At 60.8% G+C, this 14179-nt stretch carries 13 protein-coding genes; 6 read left to right on the top strand and 7 right to left on the bottom strand.

Annotated features, from left to right (window positions below):
- Positions 1 to 26: 26 nt before the first annotated feature.
- Entirely contained in the window at positions 27 to 209 is a 183-nt protein-coding gene (locus D0Y96_RS20375) for a sugar transferase (protein ID WP_252263499.1), read from the bottom strand.
- A gap of 415 nt (positions 210 to 624) precedes the next feature.
- On the opposite strand from D0Y96_RS20375, the gene D0Y96_RS05180 reads away from it, so the two are divergent.
- The 3 genes from D0Y96_RS05180 to alaC all read left to right on the top strand — a co-directional run bounded on the left by D0Y96_RS05180 (position 625) and on the right by alaC (position 3859).
- Positions 625 to 1230 (top strand): HD domain-containing protein, encoded by a 606-nt coding sequence (locus D0Y96_RS05180; RefSeq protein ID WP_117298289.1) that lies wholly within the window; start codon positions 625 to 627, stop codon positions 1228 to 1230.
- Between the two features lie 71 nt (positions 1231 to 1301).
- Positions 1302 to 2648 carry a nucleotide sugar dehydrogenase gene (locus D0Y96_RS05175; RefSeq protein ID WP_117298288.1) on the top strand — a complete coding sequence of 449 codons (1347 nt, stop codon included), beginning with the start codon at positions 1302 to 1304 and terminating at the stop codon, positions 2646 to 2648.
- Positions 2649 to 2659: 11 nt separating this feature from the next.
- On the top strand, positions 2660 to 3859 hold the full coding sequence (gene alaC, locus D0Y96_RS05170) for an alanine transaminase (RefSeq protein ID WP_117298287.1): 1200 nt from the start codon (positions 2660 to 2662) through the stop codon (positions 3857 to 3859).
- Between the two features lie 10 nt (positions 3860 to 3869).
- On the opposite strand, the gene hldE is transcribed toward alaC, so the two are convergent.
- Both hldE and D0Y96_RS05160 read right to left on the bottom strand, forming a co-directional pair.
- Positions 3870 to 5339 carry a bifunctional D-glycero-beta-D-manno-heptose-7-phosphate kinase/D-glycero-beta-D-manno-heptose 1-phosphate adenylyltransferase HldE gene (hldE, locus tag D0Y96_RS05165; RefSeq protein ID WP_117298286.1) on the bottom strand — a complete coding sequence of 490 codons (1470 nt, stop codon included), beginning with the start codon at positions 5337 to 5339 and terminating at the stop codon, positions 3870 to 3872.
- Positions 5339 to 5953, bottom strand: a complete 615-nt coding sequence (locus D0Y96_RS05160; protein ID WP_252263498.1) for a D-sedoheptulose-7-phosphate isomerase — start codon at positions 5951 to 5953, stop codon at positions 5339 to 5341. The genes hldE and D0Y96_RS05160 overlap by 1 nt, the downstream gene beginning before the upstream one ends.
- Positions 5954 to 6047: 94 nt before the next feature.
- On the opposite strand from D0Y96_RS05160, the gene D0Y96_RS05155 reads away from it, so the two are divergent.
- Positions 6048 to 6617 (top strand): D-glycero-alpha-D-manno-heptose-1,7-bisphosphate 7-phosphatase, encoded by a 570-nt coding sequence (locus D0Y96_RS05155; protein ID WP_350448973.1) that lies wholly within the window; start codon positions 6048 to 6050, stop codon positions 6615 to 6617.
- A 1-nt stretch (position 6618) separates the two neighbouring features.
- On the opposite strand, the gene D0Y96_RS05150 is transcribed toward D0Y96_RS05155, so the two are convergent.
- A complete protein-coding gene (locus D0Y96_RS05150) occupies positions 6619 to 7776 on the bottom strand; it encodes a glycosyltransferase family 9 protein (protein ID WP_350448972.1) in 1158 nt (385 codons plus the stop codon).
- A 37-nt stretch (positions 7777 to 7813) separates the two neighbouring features.
- Positions 7814 to 9229, bottom strand: coding sequence for a UDP-glucose dehydrogenase family protein (locus D0Y96_RS05145; protein ID WP_117298283.1), 1416 nt, complete (start codon positions 9227 to 9229; stop codon positions 7814 to 7816).
- A 401-nt stretch (positions 9230 to 9630) separates the two neighbouring features.
- Here D0Y96_RS05145 and D0Y96_RS05140 point away from each other — a divergent pair, with 401 nt between their 5' ends.
- Together D0Y96_RS05140 and D0Y96_RS05135 are read left to right on the top strand one after the other, a co-directional pair.
- Positions 9631 to 10893 carry a glycosyltransferase family 4 protein gene (locus D0Y96_RS05140; RefSeq protein WP_117298697.1) on the top strand — a complete coding sequence of 421 codons (1263 nt, stop codon included), beginning with the start codon at positions 9631 to 9633 and terminating at the stop codon, positions 10891 to 10893.
- Positions 10890 to 11957, top strand: coding sequence for a CgeB family protein (locus D0Y96_RS05135; protein WP_117298282.1), 1068 nt, complete (start codon positions 10890 to 10892; stop codon positions 11955 to 11957). The genes D0Y96_RS05140 and D0Y96_RS05135 overlap by 4 nt, the downstream gene beginning before the upstream one ends.
- A 9-nt stretch (positions 11958 to 11966) precedes the next feature.
- On the opposite strand, the gene D0Y96_RS05130 is transcribed toward D0Y96_RS05135, so the two are convergent.
- Complete coding sequence (locus tag D0Y96_RS05130; protein ID WP_117298281.1) at positions 11967 to 13166, bottom strand: glycosyltransferase; 1200 nt, start codon at positions 13164 to 13166, stop codon at positions 11967 to 11969.
- Positions 13167 to 13227: 61 nt separating this feature from the next.
- The gene (locus tag D0Y96_RS05125) at positions 13228 to 14178 is read right to left on the bottom strand and encodes a hypothetical protein (RefSeq protein ID WP_147324916.1); all 951 of its coding nucleotides are present in this window, start codon (positions 14176 to 14178) and stop codon (positions 13228 to 13230) included.
- Between the last annotated feature and the right edge of the window lies 1 nt (position 14179).

The raw sequence follows: 14179 nt of genomic DNA, 5'->3' as shown, positions 1-14179 counted from the left end.
AGGCCGGATAACAGGCACTGACCGGCTTAGGTACCGGTGCCGCGCACGACCACTTCCGCCGTGCGTACCAGAATCTTCAGATCGAGCCAGAAGGACCAGTTCTCGACATAGGCCGTATCGAGCGCAATGTACTTTGCGAACGATGAGTCCTGGCGCGCCTGCACCTGCCAGAGACCGGAATTACCGTTCTTGCCTGCTCTATGTATCAAACATACAACAGAATCGCTCGTACTGCATTTAATTTCCGGCAAAATCAGGTACTCACAATGCTGCTTTTTTCTGTCCAGAGATAGTTCTGTAGATGCGAGCCATAAATGAGAATGCAGGACCCATTACTTTGGTTTTCTCTCTATCACAATCTTTATGCATCCTTCATGCATCGTGCAGCCGCTTCGCTTTATACACACAGTTTGCTGCCTTCACCTGAAGCTCAGGCGACAGTGAATCATCCTGGTATCGTCACAGTGACGGTGTCAAATGTACATGGTGATGGTGTCAAAATCATGACATTCGTTTCATCCATGATCTGTCAGCAGTTCTGCAGGTAAATCATTTCCGCCGGATACCGGCGTTGACGTTGAAGAGACAGGTGCAATTCTTTCCGCGCTCCTGTTAGATGAATCTATGACTGCTGACTTTCGCACTGCGCTCCCCGCATTCATCGCCCAGGAAGCCCGCCCTGTGGATAAGTTTGGCCATCAGCCGCGTCTTGAAGCATTGACCCGGGAAGTGGCCGCAGGTTGCGCGCATGATGCCGATATCGTCTTTGCCGCAGCGTGGCTTCACGATCTCGGCGTGTTCGTGGGACACCGGCCGGAAGATCCGGAGAAGCTGAGCCGCTGGGATCATGTGGCGTATGCCTGCCAGCATGCTCCGCGGATTCTGCGCGATGCCGGCTTCCCGGAAGAAAAGATTCCGGCTGTGCTCGACGTGATCCGGCAGCACCAGCCGAAGGATGAGCCGCTGACCATCGAAGCCGTGATTCTGCGCGATGCCGACATTCTTGAGCAGCTCGGAGCTGTGGGCATCTTCAGAACCGTTTCCAAGGTCGGCCGCGATACGCGATTCGCACACTTCAGCGATGCTGCCGCAGCGCTCCGGCGCGCTCTCGACGATCTGCCGAAGCATATCCGGCTCGATTCCACACGCCGTCTTGCCGAGCCGCGTATCCGGATTCTGCAGGCCTTTCTTGACGCCGCCGATGACGAGGCGGGTACCAGGCTGCTCTGACCCGGCCGCTGCTCTGGCAACGCGCCCTTCGGCCTTTTATAGTGGATAGAAGGACACTGTTGCGCATTTCCATGAGTAAAACCATCCTCCAGCCTGTTGCGGAAATCCGGTCCCGCATTGCCGGCCGCGCCGCCCGCGTGGGCATTATCGGTCTCGGCTATGTCGGCCTGCCGCTGGCGCTGCTCTTCAGCGAAGAGGGCTTCCCGGTCACCGGCTTCGATATCGACGCAGTAAAGGTCGCCGCGCTGAACAGCGGCGGATCGTACATCGTGCGCATTCCCGGCACGGAGATCCAGCTGGCGCAGAAGCGCGGCTTTAAAGCCACGGACGACTACTCGGCGATCCGCGAGATGGACGCCGTCATCATCTGCGTTCCGACTCCGCTGAACGAGTTTCACGAGCCCGATCTGAGCTACATCACCGGTACGGCAAGGTCCATTGCGCCGCACCTGCGCGAAGGCCAGCTGATCGTGCTCGAAAGCACGACGTACCCCGGCACCACGGAAGAGGTGCTGATCCCGCTGCTCGAAGCCGGCAATGCCGCCGGGCTTCGCGCTGCCCGCGAGGAGCAGGAGGCGGGCTTCCACGTCGCCTTCTCGCCGGAGCGCGAAGACCCAGGCAACGATACGGTCGCGCGCCGCAATATTCCCAAAGTGATCGGCGGCTTCGGAGCCGTCGCAGGCGATCTGGCCTCCGCGCTCTACGGCAGCATCTTCAACCGCACGGTTCCGGTCTCGTCGCCGGCCGCGGCGGAGATGACCAAGCTGCTCGAGAATATCTACCGCTGCGTCAATATCGCTCTGGTAAACGAGCTGAAGCAGCTCTCGCACCGCATGGGCATCGATATCTTCGAGGTCATCGACGCGGCAAAGACCAAGCCCTTCGGCTTCCAGGCCTTTTATCCCGGCCCCGGGCTGGGCGGGCACTGCATTCCGATCGATCCGTTCTATCTCTCGTGGAAGGCGAAGCAGTTCGACTTCCGCACACGCTTCATCGAGCTGGCCGGCGAGGTCAACATCGCCATGCCTTACTACGTGATCGAGAAGACGACCGAGGCGCTGAATGCGCAGCGCAAGCCGCTCAACGGGTCGAAGGTGCTGGTGCTGGGCCTGGCCTACAAGCGCGACATCGACGACCTGCGCGAGTCGCCCTCGCTGACCATCATCGAACTGTTGCGCCAGCGCGGCGCCGAGGTATCGTACAACGATCCGTACTTCCCTTCCGTGGGACGCGGCCGCCAGTACGACCTGAACATGACCTGCACGCCGCTCGACAACCTTGCGCAGTACGACTGCGTGCTCATCGTCACCGATCACTCCGCTTACCATTACCCGCAAATCGTCACTGAATCGCAACTGGTGGTCGACACGCGCAACGCAACGCGCGGCATCGACTCGCCCAAAATCGTCCGCTGCTAAGGAAAACGACCGTGGAAGACTTTTCGAGAATCAAACGCCTGCCCGCCTACGTATTCAACATCACCGGCGAGCTGAAGGCGGCGGCGCGGCGGCGTGGCGAAGACATCATCGACTTCGGGATGGGCAATCCCGATGGCGCAACGCCGCAGCACATCGTCGACAAGATGATCGAGGCTGCGCGCAAGCCGGAGACGCACCGCTACTCGCTCTCGAAGGGCATTCCGCGCCTGCGCAAGGCCATCTGCAACTGGTACGGCTCGCGCTATAACATCGATCTCGATCCGAACTCCGAAGCCATTGTCACCATCGGCTCGAAGGAAGGCATCGCGCACCTTTGCCTGGCCACGCTCGATCAGGGCGATGTGGTGATGGTGCCGAACCCCAGCTATCCGATCCACATTTATGGTCCGGTCATCGCCGGGGCGAATATCCGCAGCGTCGCCATTCACAGCACGGACGAATTCCTCGCCGAGCTGGAGCACACGATCCCGCTGATGTATCCGCGCCCGAAGATGCTGATCCTCAATTTTCCGGCGAATCCCACCACACAGTGCGTCGATCTCGCCTTCTTCGAGCGCGTCGTCGATCTCTGCCGCCAGCACGGCATCTGGCTGGTGCACGATCTGGCCTACGCCGACATCGTCTTCGACGGCTACCGTGCGCCGTCCATCCTTGAAGTTCCCGGCGCAAAAGAGATCGCCGTCGAGTTCTTTACCCTCTCGAAGAGCTACAACATGCCGGGCTGGCGCGTCGGCTTCATGGTCGGAAACAAGACGCTGGTCGCCGCGCTCGCCCGCCTCAAGAGCTACTTCGACTACGGCACCTTCACGCCCATTCAGGTTGCGTCCATTCTCGCGCTCGAAGGTCCGCAGGAGTGCGTCGGCGAGATTCGCGACAACTACCAGCGCCGCCGCGACTGCCTCGTCTCCGGCCTGAACAAGCTGGGATGGGAGGTCGCGCTGCCGAAGGCCTCGATGTTCGTCTGGGCGCCGATCCCCGAGCCTTACCGGCATCTCGGCTCGCTCGAGTTCTCGACGCGGCTGCTGCAGGAGGCGAAGGTCGCCGTCAGCCCCGGCATCGGCTTCGGCGAATACGGCGATGGCCACGTGCGCTTCTCTCTGATCGAGAACGAGGAGCGCACCCGTCAGGCGCTGCGCGGCGTTCGCCACATGCTGCAGAAAGATGGAGTGGAGCTGCTGGCGGCGCGCTGATCCGGCGCCGCTATGCCGGTGCTGTGGCTTTGGCGATGAGCTTCGTCGTGCTGAAGCCTTCCACGATGGGAATGATCTTCACACGTCCGCCCCACGAGCGCACCTCTTTCGCGCCGACGATCGTGCTCTCGTCGTAGTCTCCACCCTTCACGATCACATCCGGCTGCAGCGCCTCGATCAGCCGCAGCGGTGTCGGGTCGTCGAAGACGACCACCGCATCCACCGCCGCCAGAGCCGCCAGAATCCGTCCCCGCTCGCGCTCGCCGACGATTGGCCGCGTCGGTCCCTTCAATCCGCTGACGGAGGCATCGCTGTTGATCGCCACAACCAGCCTGTCGCCCTCGCGCCGCGCGTCTTCGAGCAGCGTCACATGTCCGATGTGCAGCAGGTCGAAGCAGCCGTTGGTAAACACTACCTGCTCTCCTGCCGACCGCCATGCTGAGACGCGTGTCTTCAGCCGCTCCAGCGGCAGGACCTTCTCTTCTGCATGCAATCCAATCTCGGGAGTCAGGCTGGTCAGCAGCTCATCGCGATCCACCGGCACCGTACCCACCTTGCTGACGACGATCCCGGCGGCCACATTGGCCAGCTGCGCCGCCGTCTCGACTTCGAGACCGCTGGCCAGCGCCAGTGCCAGTGTCGCAATCACCGTATCGCCCGCGCCTGAAACATCAAAGACCTGCCGCGCCTGCGCCGGAAAGACCTGCTGCTCATCGCTGCGCAGCACGGCAATCCCTTTTTCGCTCAGCGTTACCGTCAGGTATGCGAGATCGAGCTGCGATACCATGCCCTGCCCGGCTCGCAGAATCTCCTGAAGCTGCCTGGCCGCCACGCCGGTCGCAACAGAAAGCTCACTCAGATTGGGGCAGACCGTCGTTGCGCCGAGATACCGCGAAAAGTCCCTCTGCTTCGGATCGACCAGCACCGGAATGCCCTGACGCCGCGCCATGGCAATCACCCGCCGGCACACATCTTCCGTAAGCACGCCCTTCGCGTAATCCGAAAGCACCACCGCTCCGGCGCCGGGCAGCGCGCGCTCGATCCCGTCCAGCATCCTCTCATAGGCTTCCGCCGGATAGCCATCCGTCTTCTCCGTATCCAGACGCAGCATCTGCTGTTTGCCGCCCACTATGCGCAGCTTGGTCGTTGTCGGATGGCTGGCCACCGGCGTCAGCTCCGCATCGATTCCAGCGGTCTGCAGGCGGTTCATCAGCAGATCGCGATTCGAATCCTCTCCACAAAAGCCGAAGAGCGAAGCCCTGGCGCCCAGCCCGGTCAGGTTCATGGCGACATTCGCCGCGCCGCCCGGCTGCTCCGTGCGATGAATCGAGCGCACCACCGGTACCGGGGCTTCCGGTGAAACCCTCTCCACATCGCCCCAGATGTAGCAGTCGAGCATAATGTCGCCGACGATGAGCACGCGGACTTTGCTCCATTCGCCTTCGATCAGAGAAATAACACGATGCAGCTCCTGGATCATCAGCGGGCAGCCCCGCTCTCCGCCGTCTGCGAACGGCAGATGGCCAGCTCGATCCAGTCGCACAGCACATGGCCGCAGAGAATATGCCCTTCCTGAACCCGTGCCGTATTCTTCGACGGCACACACAGCGCCGCATCGGCAAGACCGGCCATCGCGCCGCCTTCCGCACCGGTAAAGGCCACGGTAAACGCACCCAGGCTACGCGCCTCTTCCAGAGCAGCCAGCACATTACGGCTGTTGCCGGAGGTCGAGATGCCCACGACCACATCTCCTGCCACGCAAAGCGCCTCTACCTGACGGCGAAAGACATGGTCGTACCCGTAGTCATTCGCCACCGCGGTCAGAATCGATGTGTCGGTGGTCAGCGCGATCGAAGGCATCCCGCGCCGCTCGCGACGGAAGCGTCCCACCAGCTCAGCGGCCAGATGCTGCGAATCGGCAGCGCTGCCGCCGTTGCCGCACCATAACACTTTTTTCCCGGCCAGCAGAGCCCGCGTCATCGCTTCGGCAATCGCTTCCAGCACTTCATGCTGTGACGACAGAGCGTCGATCACAGCGGCGTGCTCGGCAGCGGCCTCAGCAAAAAAATCCGGCATATTCAGGGGAGATGGCATAGAGTCAGTCAGAGTAACTGGAAATCCCAGGCATCATCGGGCGTTGACTTCTTCGTTATCATACTATCGAGTGACCCATCAAACGATGAACGCCGTGTCCGCAAAGAGTCCCTTTCACAACATTGATTACGTCTTTCTCGACCGCGATGGTGTCATCAATCAGAAGCCGCCGGAGGGTGAATACATTTCCTGCTGGGACCGTTTCCACTTCCTTCCTCTCGCGGAAGCGGCCATTGCCGGCCTGAACCGCTCCGGAAGACGAATCATCGTCGTCACCAACCAGCGTGGCGTGGCCCTGGGTCTCTACTCCGAAGCCGGCGTGCAGTCGGTGCACATCGCCATGCGCCATCACCTTGCTGCACACGGCGCTCGTATCGATGCTGTGTACTACTGCCCTCACGATAAAAATCAGTGCGACTGCCGCAAGCCCGGGACCGCCATGTTCGAGCAGGCCTTTCACGACTTTCCCGGCGCCTCTGCCGCCAACAGCGTGATGATCGGTGATTCCCTTTCAGACATCGAAGCGGCGCGCAGGCTGCACATGCCCAGCATCTTCATCGAGGGCGACCCGGAGAAACAAAAACCGGGAGCAGAGAAAGCCGCTCTCCTGGCCGATGCCACCGCATCTTCGCTCGCCGAGGCCGTTCGCCGGTATCTGATCTGAATCAGACGGCCCTTTCAGCCCGCCGCGTCTGCCCATACTCCCACGCCTTCACAGAGCCTTCCAGCATCTCTTCGACAGAGATCGAAGTAATGCACTGCTTTTTGTTCTCAATGCAGACTTCGAGATTGCACAACGAGCACGGCAGCGTATGGTAAGCCACCTCATGCCCGTCTCCAATGGGAAACCAGTGCCCCTTTCGGCTGCGCGAGGCATACACGATCGCGCATGGAATGCCCAGACCCGCGGCCATGTGCATCGGACCGCTGTCCGGTCCCAGAAACAGCTCCGCTCCTTCATCAAGCACCGCGCCGGTCTCGCGCGGCGTCAGCGCGCCGCAAAGGTTCAGCTTCGGACCGGCCCAGTCCGTCGCGGCATAGTCGCTCACCTGCGCATCTTCACGCGCGCCCACCATCACCATCGCATGCTCCGGCCAGATCGTGCTCAGCCTCGCAAGCAGAGCGCGCCAGTTCTCTCCGCCCCAGTCCTTGGCCTGCATCTTGGTGCCTGGGCCGCAGGCGATGAACCGGCGCCCGGCCAGCGGCGCGAGCCCTTCCTTCGCCTTTCGCCGCTCAGCCTCCGTCAGATGCAGATCCCAGTTCCGCAGATCGAGCGCATCGGCCTCTCCCAGCGGACGAATTGTCCGCAGAAGACGCGCAGATTCGTGTTCGAAGATTCCTGTCGCCGCGTCCTGCTTTGGGCGCGCCAGATCACCCGTGGGAATTCCGACCATGCGCGAAACGCCGCAGAGCCGGAAGAAGCGCCGGTCTCGCTCGAGCGCCTGCTCACCACGCGACGGTGCCAGGTATATAAGAATATCCGGGCGGAAGCGCCGGATCTTCCACCAGATACTGAACAGCTTCGCCGGACTCCTTGTTCCCACCGGATAGCCAATATATCCGTGCACCAGCCCCGACTCACCAATCACCGCCGAAGAGGCCGGAGCCTTCACATGCACGGGAAGGTTCGTCAGCATCAGCCGCTTCGCGTTTGGAAAGGTATGGGCCACCCGATGCAGCGCGGGCAGCGCGACGACCGTGTCGCCCAGGCTGCCCAGGCGATAGATCAGCACGCGCTTCACCCTCTCGGGATCAACGCCCGCCAGTTCATATCCGGCTTCTCTCTGCAGATCGGTTTTCAGCGTTCCTGCTCCGGGGTTCACGATTGGGTCGAACGATCAGAGAGCGGCACACAAACAACTACGGCAGCCGATGTCCGACGGCCGCATCCCGCGTCTGCTGTGCAGGCGGACGGCCCACGCTCAGATAGGTGAATCCGCGCTCGGCCATGGCAGAAGGCTCGAAGAGGTTCCTGCCGTCGATGATGATCGGATACCGCAGCGTGTAATGCAGCCGCGCCAGGTCCAGCTCCCTGAACTCCTGCCAGTCGGTCAGGATGAGCAGCGCATCCGCTTCGTTCGCGGCAGCGTAGGCGTCGCCGACATAACGCATCTGTGCGCTCTCCGGGATCACCTCTCTGGTGCGGTCCATGGCCGCGGGATCGAAGGCCGAGACCGTGCTGCCTTCGTGCAGAAGCTGCTTCACGATATCCAGCGCCGGCGATTCGCGAATGTCGTCCGTGCCGCCCTTGAAGGCCAGCCCCAGAACGCCGATCCGCTTGCCGCGGAAGGTCCAGAGCGCCGAGCGAACCTTGCGGAAGAATCGCGCCTTCTGCTCGGTGTTGATCTTTTCCACCTCGCTCAGCAGTTCAAACTCCATGCCAAGCTGCTCGCTGACATAGCGAAACGCCGCAACATCCTTGGGAAAGCAGGAGCCGCCGTAACCGATGCCGGCGCTGAGGAAGCGTGGGCCGATGCGCGTATCCGTGCCGATGCCCTTTGCCACCTCTTCGATATCCGCGCCGACCGCTTCGCAGATATTCGCCACCACGTTGATGAACGAAATCTTCATCGCGAGGAAGGCGTTCGACGCATGCTTGATGAGCTCCGCGGCTTTGGTCGAGGTCAGCAGCACCGGCGGAGGATCGCTCTCGCCGCGCATGCCCGGCACTGCAGTCGAAGAGCGATAGTAGCTGCCGGAGCTGAGCGGCGCATACACCTCCTGCAGCAGCGCGGCAGCCTTTTCGCTGTCCGTGCCCAGCACGATGCGGTCTGCATGCAGAAAGTCGATGACGGCCGTTCCCTCGCGCAGAAACTCTGGATTCGAGGCGACATCGAAGAGCTCCTTCGAAACCCCGTTGCGCTCGATGACGCGCCGCACCCACTCGTTCGTGTAGACCGGAACCGTGCTCTTTTCGACGATGACTTTATAGCTGTCGATCGAACGCGCGATCTCGCTCGCCACCGCGTCCACATAAGAGAGATCGGCGCTGCCGGTCTGGCTCTGCGGCGTTCCCACCGCGATAAAAATTACCTGCGCCTCTTTGGCGGCCGTGCTCAGGTCCGTGGTGAACTCCACGCCCTGATTTCTGTAACGGCCCAGCAGCTCCGGCAGGTAATCTTCATGGATCGGCACGCCGCCTTCGCGCAGCATCTTTACCTTCGATTCATCGTTGTCGACACAGACCACACGATGTCCCATTTCCGCAAAACATGCTGCGGCTACAAGTCCCACATACCCCGAACCGACCACTGCGATGGAAACCGGCTTGCTCATAGCTCCTCAAAAAAGGTGAGATGTGCCCATCTTCAGAAATTTTGACTCAGACCGCGATCTGCTCACGATGAACATATCTGAAAATTATCGATATTCCCTGTCTCCCAAAAGATATTCGGAGACACCAACCGCGGAGAGAATGAGGTGCGAAACTGCGGCTACGGATCTGAATCCTGAATCTGCAACCTGTACGCCGCCTCTGTTTCAAACAATCTTCACGCCCGTGGCGTGTGGGCAAACAATTCAGATCAAAGACACGTACAGAAGACTACATCCAGAATCTCCAAAGCGGAGCGCATTGTCAATACAGTTACGGGCCGGAAGTACCGGTCATAGTACCGTGTTATCATTCAGCTACGCACCGTCCGCTTCTTCCCTTGATGGGTGTGTACTTTGCAGGCATGGCTCAGATACCAGGCAGCGCTAAACTTCAGGCGCCGCGCGGCACTCAGGAGCCGCGCCGGACCGCACGGCTGGCTTATTTTGTCAGCCATCCCATTCAGTATCAGGTACCTCTGCTGCGGCGCATTGCCGCAGAGGCCGATATCGATCTGCAGGTTTTTTACTTCAGCGATCTGTCGGTGCGCGGCTACAACGATGCCGGCTTCGGCGGCGTGCGCGTCGAATGGGATATTCCGCTCCTCGATGGTTACAAATCCGAATTTCTGCCCGGCTTTCGCCACAGAGACTCATTCAGCTTTGCATCTCCTGTAAATCACGGTATCTTCAGCCGCCTGCGCCGCGGCCATTTCGATGCGGTCTGGCTGCACGGCTATCACACCATGAGCTGCCTTCAGGTACTGTTTGCGGCAAAGCTGCTTGGGCTGCCGCTGTTTCTGCGCACCGACTCGAGCCTGAACGATCGCGTGCGCTCGACGAAGACGCTACTGGCAAAGAAGCTCTTCTTCGGCATCATCGGCAGCGCGGTCTCCGGCATTCTGAGCGTGGGCAAAGCCAACGACGATTACTGGCAAGAGGCTCTGGGGGCGAATGTCCGCATCTTTCCCATGCCTTACGCAGTCGATAACGATTTCTTTCATTGCCAGGCAGTGAAGGCCTCTGCTGGCCGCGAAGCATTTCGCAGTGAGCTTGGCCTCGAGCCGGGCAGGCCGGTCCTTCTCTTCGCTTCGAAGCTGCAGGGCCGCAAGCGCTGCATCGATCTGGTGGAGGCTTATCTGCGCCTCTCCTCTGCTCCCGGCAGGCCGCGGCCGTATCTGCTGATCGTCGGCAACGGTGAAGAGCGCCAGGCAGTGGAAGCGCGCGCCGCAGCCGCGGCTGATGGCGATATCCGGTTCCTCGGCTTCCGCAATCAGACGGAGCTGCCGCGCTTCTTCGATCTCTGCGACATCTTCGTTCTTCCCTCGATCCATGAACCGTACGGACTGGTGATCAACGAAGTGATGAACGCATCGCGGACGGTCGTCGTCTCCGATCAGGTGGGCTGTCATCCCGATCTGGTTCACGATGGTCTGAACGGGCGCGTCTTTCCTGCAGAAAATATCGATGCTCTCGCGGAGTGCCTGCAGCAGTTACTCGATCAGCCGGATCTTCGCGAGTCGATGGGGAGAAACAGTCTGCGTCTGATTCAGCATTTTACCTTTGAGCAGGATGTCGCCGGCCTTCGCCAGGCGCTTGCCTTCGCGGTTCCAGGATTTCACGCATGATGGAAAAGACACTGGCTGCGCTGCCTCGCCGGCGGCGCGTTCTGTACGTGACCGGCATGGCGCCCTTCGGCACCACGACGTTTCGATACGCGGCCCTGCAGCGCCTTGGACAGGACGTGCAGCCCTTCGACTGGCGTCCCTATGCCTTCCGATTCTCCCTGCTGAACTCGATACGCAATCGCTACCCTCTCGGCCCGCTGGTCTCGCGCGTCAATCGCGATCTGCGCCGCGCGGTTCAGTCCTTTCGCCCGGATGTCGTCTGGTTCGATAAGCCGATCTACTTCACGCCCGCCACCATGCGCGCCATTCATCAGGCCGGCGCGCGCATTGTTTTCTATGTTCAGGACGGTCCCTTCGGCCCCCGAAAAGACGGCTACTGGAGACAGTTCTATCGCGTCTTCCGCATGGCCGATCTTCACTGCCTTGTGCGTGAGGCCGATGTTGCCCGCTATCGCGCATGGGATCTGCCCTGGATCAAAACTATGTTCAGCTTCGATCCGGTGATGCAGTTCCCTCCTCCTGCAGGATGGTCCGATGCCGACCGCGATCGCGAGCTCTCCTACATCGGCCATCCGCATGAAGAGCGTCCGAAGTTTCTGCTGGGGCTCGCGGAACAGCATGGCCTGCCGCTTTCGATTGACGGCAACGGCTGGCAGTCGGTCTTTAGTCCGGAACAGCTTGCCAGCTATGTCAGGCATGGGCATCTTCTCGGCGATGCGTACCGCGAGCATATCTGGAAGTCGAAGATCAACCTGAGCTTCGTGACTCACGATAACGAAGACGACATTGCGCACAAGAGCGTGGAGATCGCCGCATGCGGAAGCTTTCTGCTCGCGCTGCGCACCCCGGGACATCTGTCGATCTTTGAAGAGGATCGTGAAGCCGTCTTCTTCTCGTCCGTCGAAGAGTGCGCAGACAAGGCACGTTTCTATCTTGGCCGATCCGATCTGCGCGAGCAGATCGGACGGAAGGCACACGAACGCGCCCTGCGCTCGGGATACGACAACGACAGCCAGTTATCGCGGATTCTCAACCGGCTGGACGGAAAGCAGGAGAGCGGTTAAGACACGTCTTCAGCGTGCATCCGCGGCGCGCCACGAAGAAGGCTTGCCGGTAGTCTGCGCCTCGGCCTTTCCGGAAGAGAAAAGAGCGCGCAGCGCGATCGCCGTATTTTTTGTGGAATAGCGCCGATGAAAGGCCGGCATGGCGCGCCCGGCCATGGCCTCGCGCTCCTGCGGCGCAAGCGCAATCCACTTCTCCAGCAGGCGCAGCGTGCCTTCCGCGGTATCATCTTCGACAAAGCCGGTCTGATCGGCAACCACATCCTTCCAGATATTGACCTGGCTGGAGATCAGCACCGGGACGCCGCAGGCCAGCGCCTCTGCCACGGCGATGCCGAAGTTCTCCTGATGCGAGGGCAGAACAAAGGCTTCCGCTCCGCGAAACGCGCCCCACTTGGCATCGTTCTGCAACAGGCCGGGCCAGTGAACACGCTGCGTAATGCCGAGAGAGGTAGCCGTCTGCTGCAGCTTTGCCTGCAGCCCCACCTGATCGGGGCCGGCCATCACCAGATGCAGCTCCGAATCACGATCGGCGACGCGGGCAAATGCATCGATCAGCAGATCGCAGCCCTTTTTCTCGTGAATGCGCGCCATGAACAGCAGATATCTGCGGCCGCGCACCGCCGGACAGATTGCAAAGAATGCCTGCCGCTGGCTTTCCGGATCGCCCGAGGGCGGATTGGTGCCGTAGGGTACAACAACGCTGTTCCAGGTATGAGGCCAGAAGCTCTGCCGCGCCAGCTCCGCCTCGGTCCGGCTGGTAAACAGAACCGCCGAGGCCGAGCGCAGAGCCGCATACTGCATCGGCCAGTAAAGACACTTCTTCAGATGCTTGAGGGGATATTGCTTCTTAAACCAGGGATCGAGCGCGCCATGCGTAAAGACGGCATAGGGCAGACGGCCGCGCGCCGCGCGCATCACCGTAACATTCGACCATTGCCAGACTCCATGCACCACGACTCCGTCGAAGCGGCTGAGATGCTGCCGCAGCCACGGAAACAGCCGCGGAGAATACAGCAGGCCGTTGTTCACTGCGCCCAGCGGATGCACCGGGCAGGAGACGTGCCGCAGATATTCCGCATCGGCGTCATCGAGGCAAACTACTTCGGCGTCGACACCGATCTCAGGATAGGCGCGCAGAATCTGCTTCAGGCCCTCCGGAGGACCTCCAATAGCCGGTGAAAGCGAATGAATGACGTGCAGGATCTTCATGAAATGACGGGCCCGGCCTGCATGCTGAACGGCGGTCTGTCAGACGGCTTTTCCAGGGCGATCAATGCAGCTGCTCCTGCTCGGAGAGATGCTGCGCGATAGCTGCGCCGTAAATGCCGTAATTCTTACGGATATTCCGCTGCTGCTGAAACTGCTGCAGCGGACTCATCTGCACCAGCCCATTGCTGCTCAGCTTTGAACTTGCTCCGATTCCGAACTCATAGCGCTTCCATAATGCGGCAATCTTCTGATCCAGATCCGCACCGCGGGCCCCTCCTGAGATTCTGCGGGCATGCAGAGTGGGGTTCAGAAATGTGCTGTTGGCAAAATCAGTCATACCACCGGTGGCCACCCCTGGATCGAAGCCGAAGAGCGGCTGGCTTCCGGCAGAGAGAGAAGGACTCGCGGAGACAACCATGCGTGTGCTGTCGGGAAATCCCAGCAGAGCCTCAGAAGATCCGCTGGCGCCTGCACCCGATGACGGCAGGCTTTCCCCCGCTGAAGTCGCGCCGGATATTCCACTCGTATCAGGAATGTCCAAAGCAGCTCCACTGAATTCCCGCATGCCGGCAATCCCGCTCTGCCGCCCACCGGCCGCGAAGGCCGTGGTGGAAAATCCGGAGATCTCTTCTCCGGCCGCTCCCTGCATCTTCGAGGGCTGCCATCCATGCTCCGCGCCATGAGAGCCTCTTCTACCGTGACCGGAGGAAACCGTGCCCGCATCCACAGCTTCCGAGACCGCTCCGCCTACCGATACCGAAATATGACCCGATATGGAAGAATCTGCCTGCGCGGAAATGCCGGACGATACAGGCGAACCGCCGCCTGCAGCAGCTCCGGAGGAAGCCGCCATCGATGTCGTCGCTACGGCAGATCCGGCCGGAGCGAGGGAGGCTACCTGGCTTTGCGCTGCCGGGGAGAATGATATGGCTGCAAACAGCAAAACCCCCAGGCACATCGAATGAACGGAAGCGGCGATTCGCTTTTCGGGAAGACGCGGCAGTGTAGCCATC

Source organism: Paracidobacterium acidisoli (genome assembly GCF_003428625.2).
Taxonomy (GTDB): domain Bacteria; phylum Acidobacteriota; class Terriglobia; order Terriglobales; family Acidobacteriaceae; genus Paracidobacterium; species Paracidobacterium acidisoli.
This window is presented reverse-complemented; position numbering and strand designations above follow the sequence as displayed.

Bases quoted from the DNA above. Each gene is read 5' to 3' on its own strand.
- D0Y96_RS05180 (WP_117298289.1), top strand. From the start codon at position 625: ATGACTGCTGACTTTCGCACTGCGCTCCCCGCATTCATCGCCCAGGAA.
- D0Y96_RS05175 (WP_117298288.1), top strand. From the start codon at position 1,302: ATGAGTAAAACCATCCTCCAGCCTGTTGCGGAAATCCGGTCCCGCATT.
- hldE (WP_117298286.1), bottom strand. From the start codon at position 5,339: ATGATCCAGGAGCTGCATCGTGTTATTTCTCTGATCGAAGGCGAATGG.
- D0Y96_RS05160 (WP_252263498.1), bottom strand. From the start codon at position 5,953: ATGCCATCTCCCCTGAATATGCCGGATTTTTTTGCTGAGGCCGCTGCC.
- D0Y96_RS05145 (WP_117298283.1), bottom strand. From the start codon at position 9,229: ATGAGCAAGCCGGTTTCCATCGCAGTGGTCGGTTCGGGGTATGTGGGA.
- D0Y96_RS05140 (WP_117298697.1), top strand. From the start codon at position 9,631: ATGGCTCAGATACCAGGCAGCGCTAAACTTCAGGCGCCGCGCGGCACT.
- D0Y96_RS05135 (WP_117298282.1), top strand. From the start codon at position 10,890: ATGATGGAAAAGACACTGGCTGCGCTGCCTCGCCGGCGGCGCGTTCTG.
- D0Y96_RS05130 (WP_117298281.1), bottom strand. From the start codon at position 13,166: ATGAAGATCCTGCACGTCATTCATTCGCTTTCACCGGCTATTGGAGGT.
- D0Y96_RS05125 (WP_147324916.1), bottom strand. From the start codon at position 14,178: ATGGCTACACTGCCGCGTCTTCCCGAAAAGCGAATCGCCGCTTCCGTT.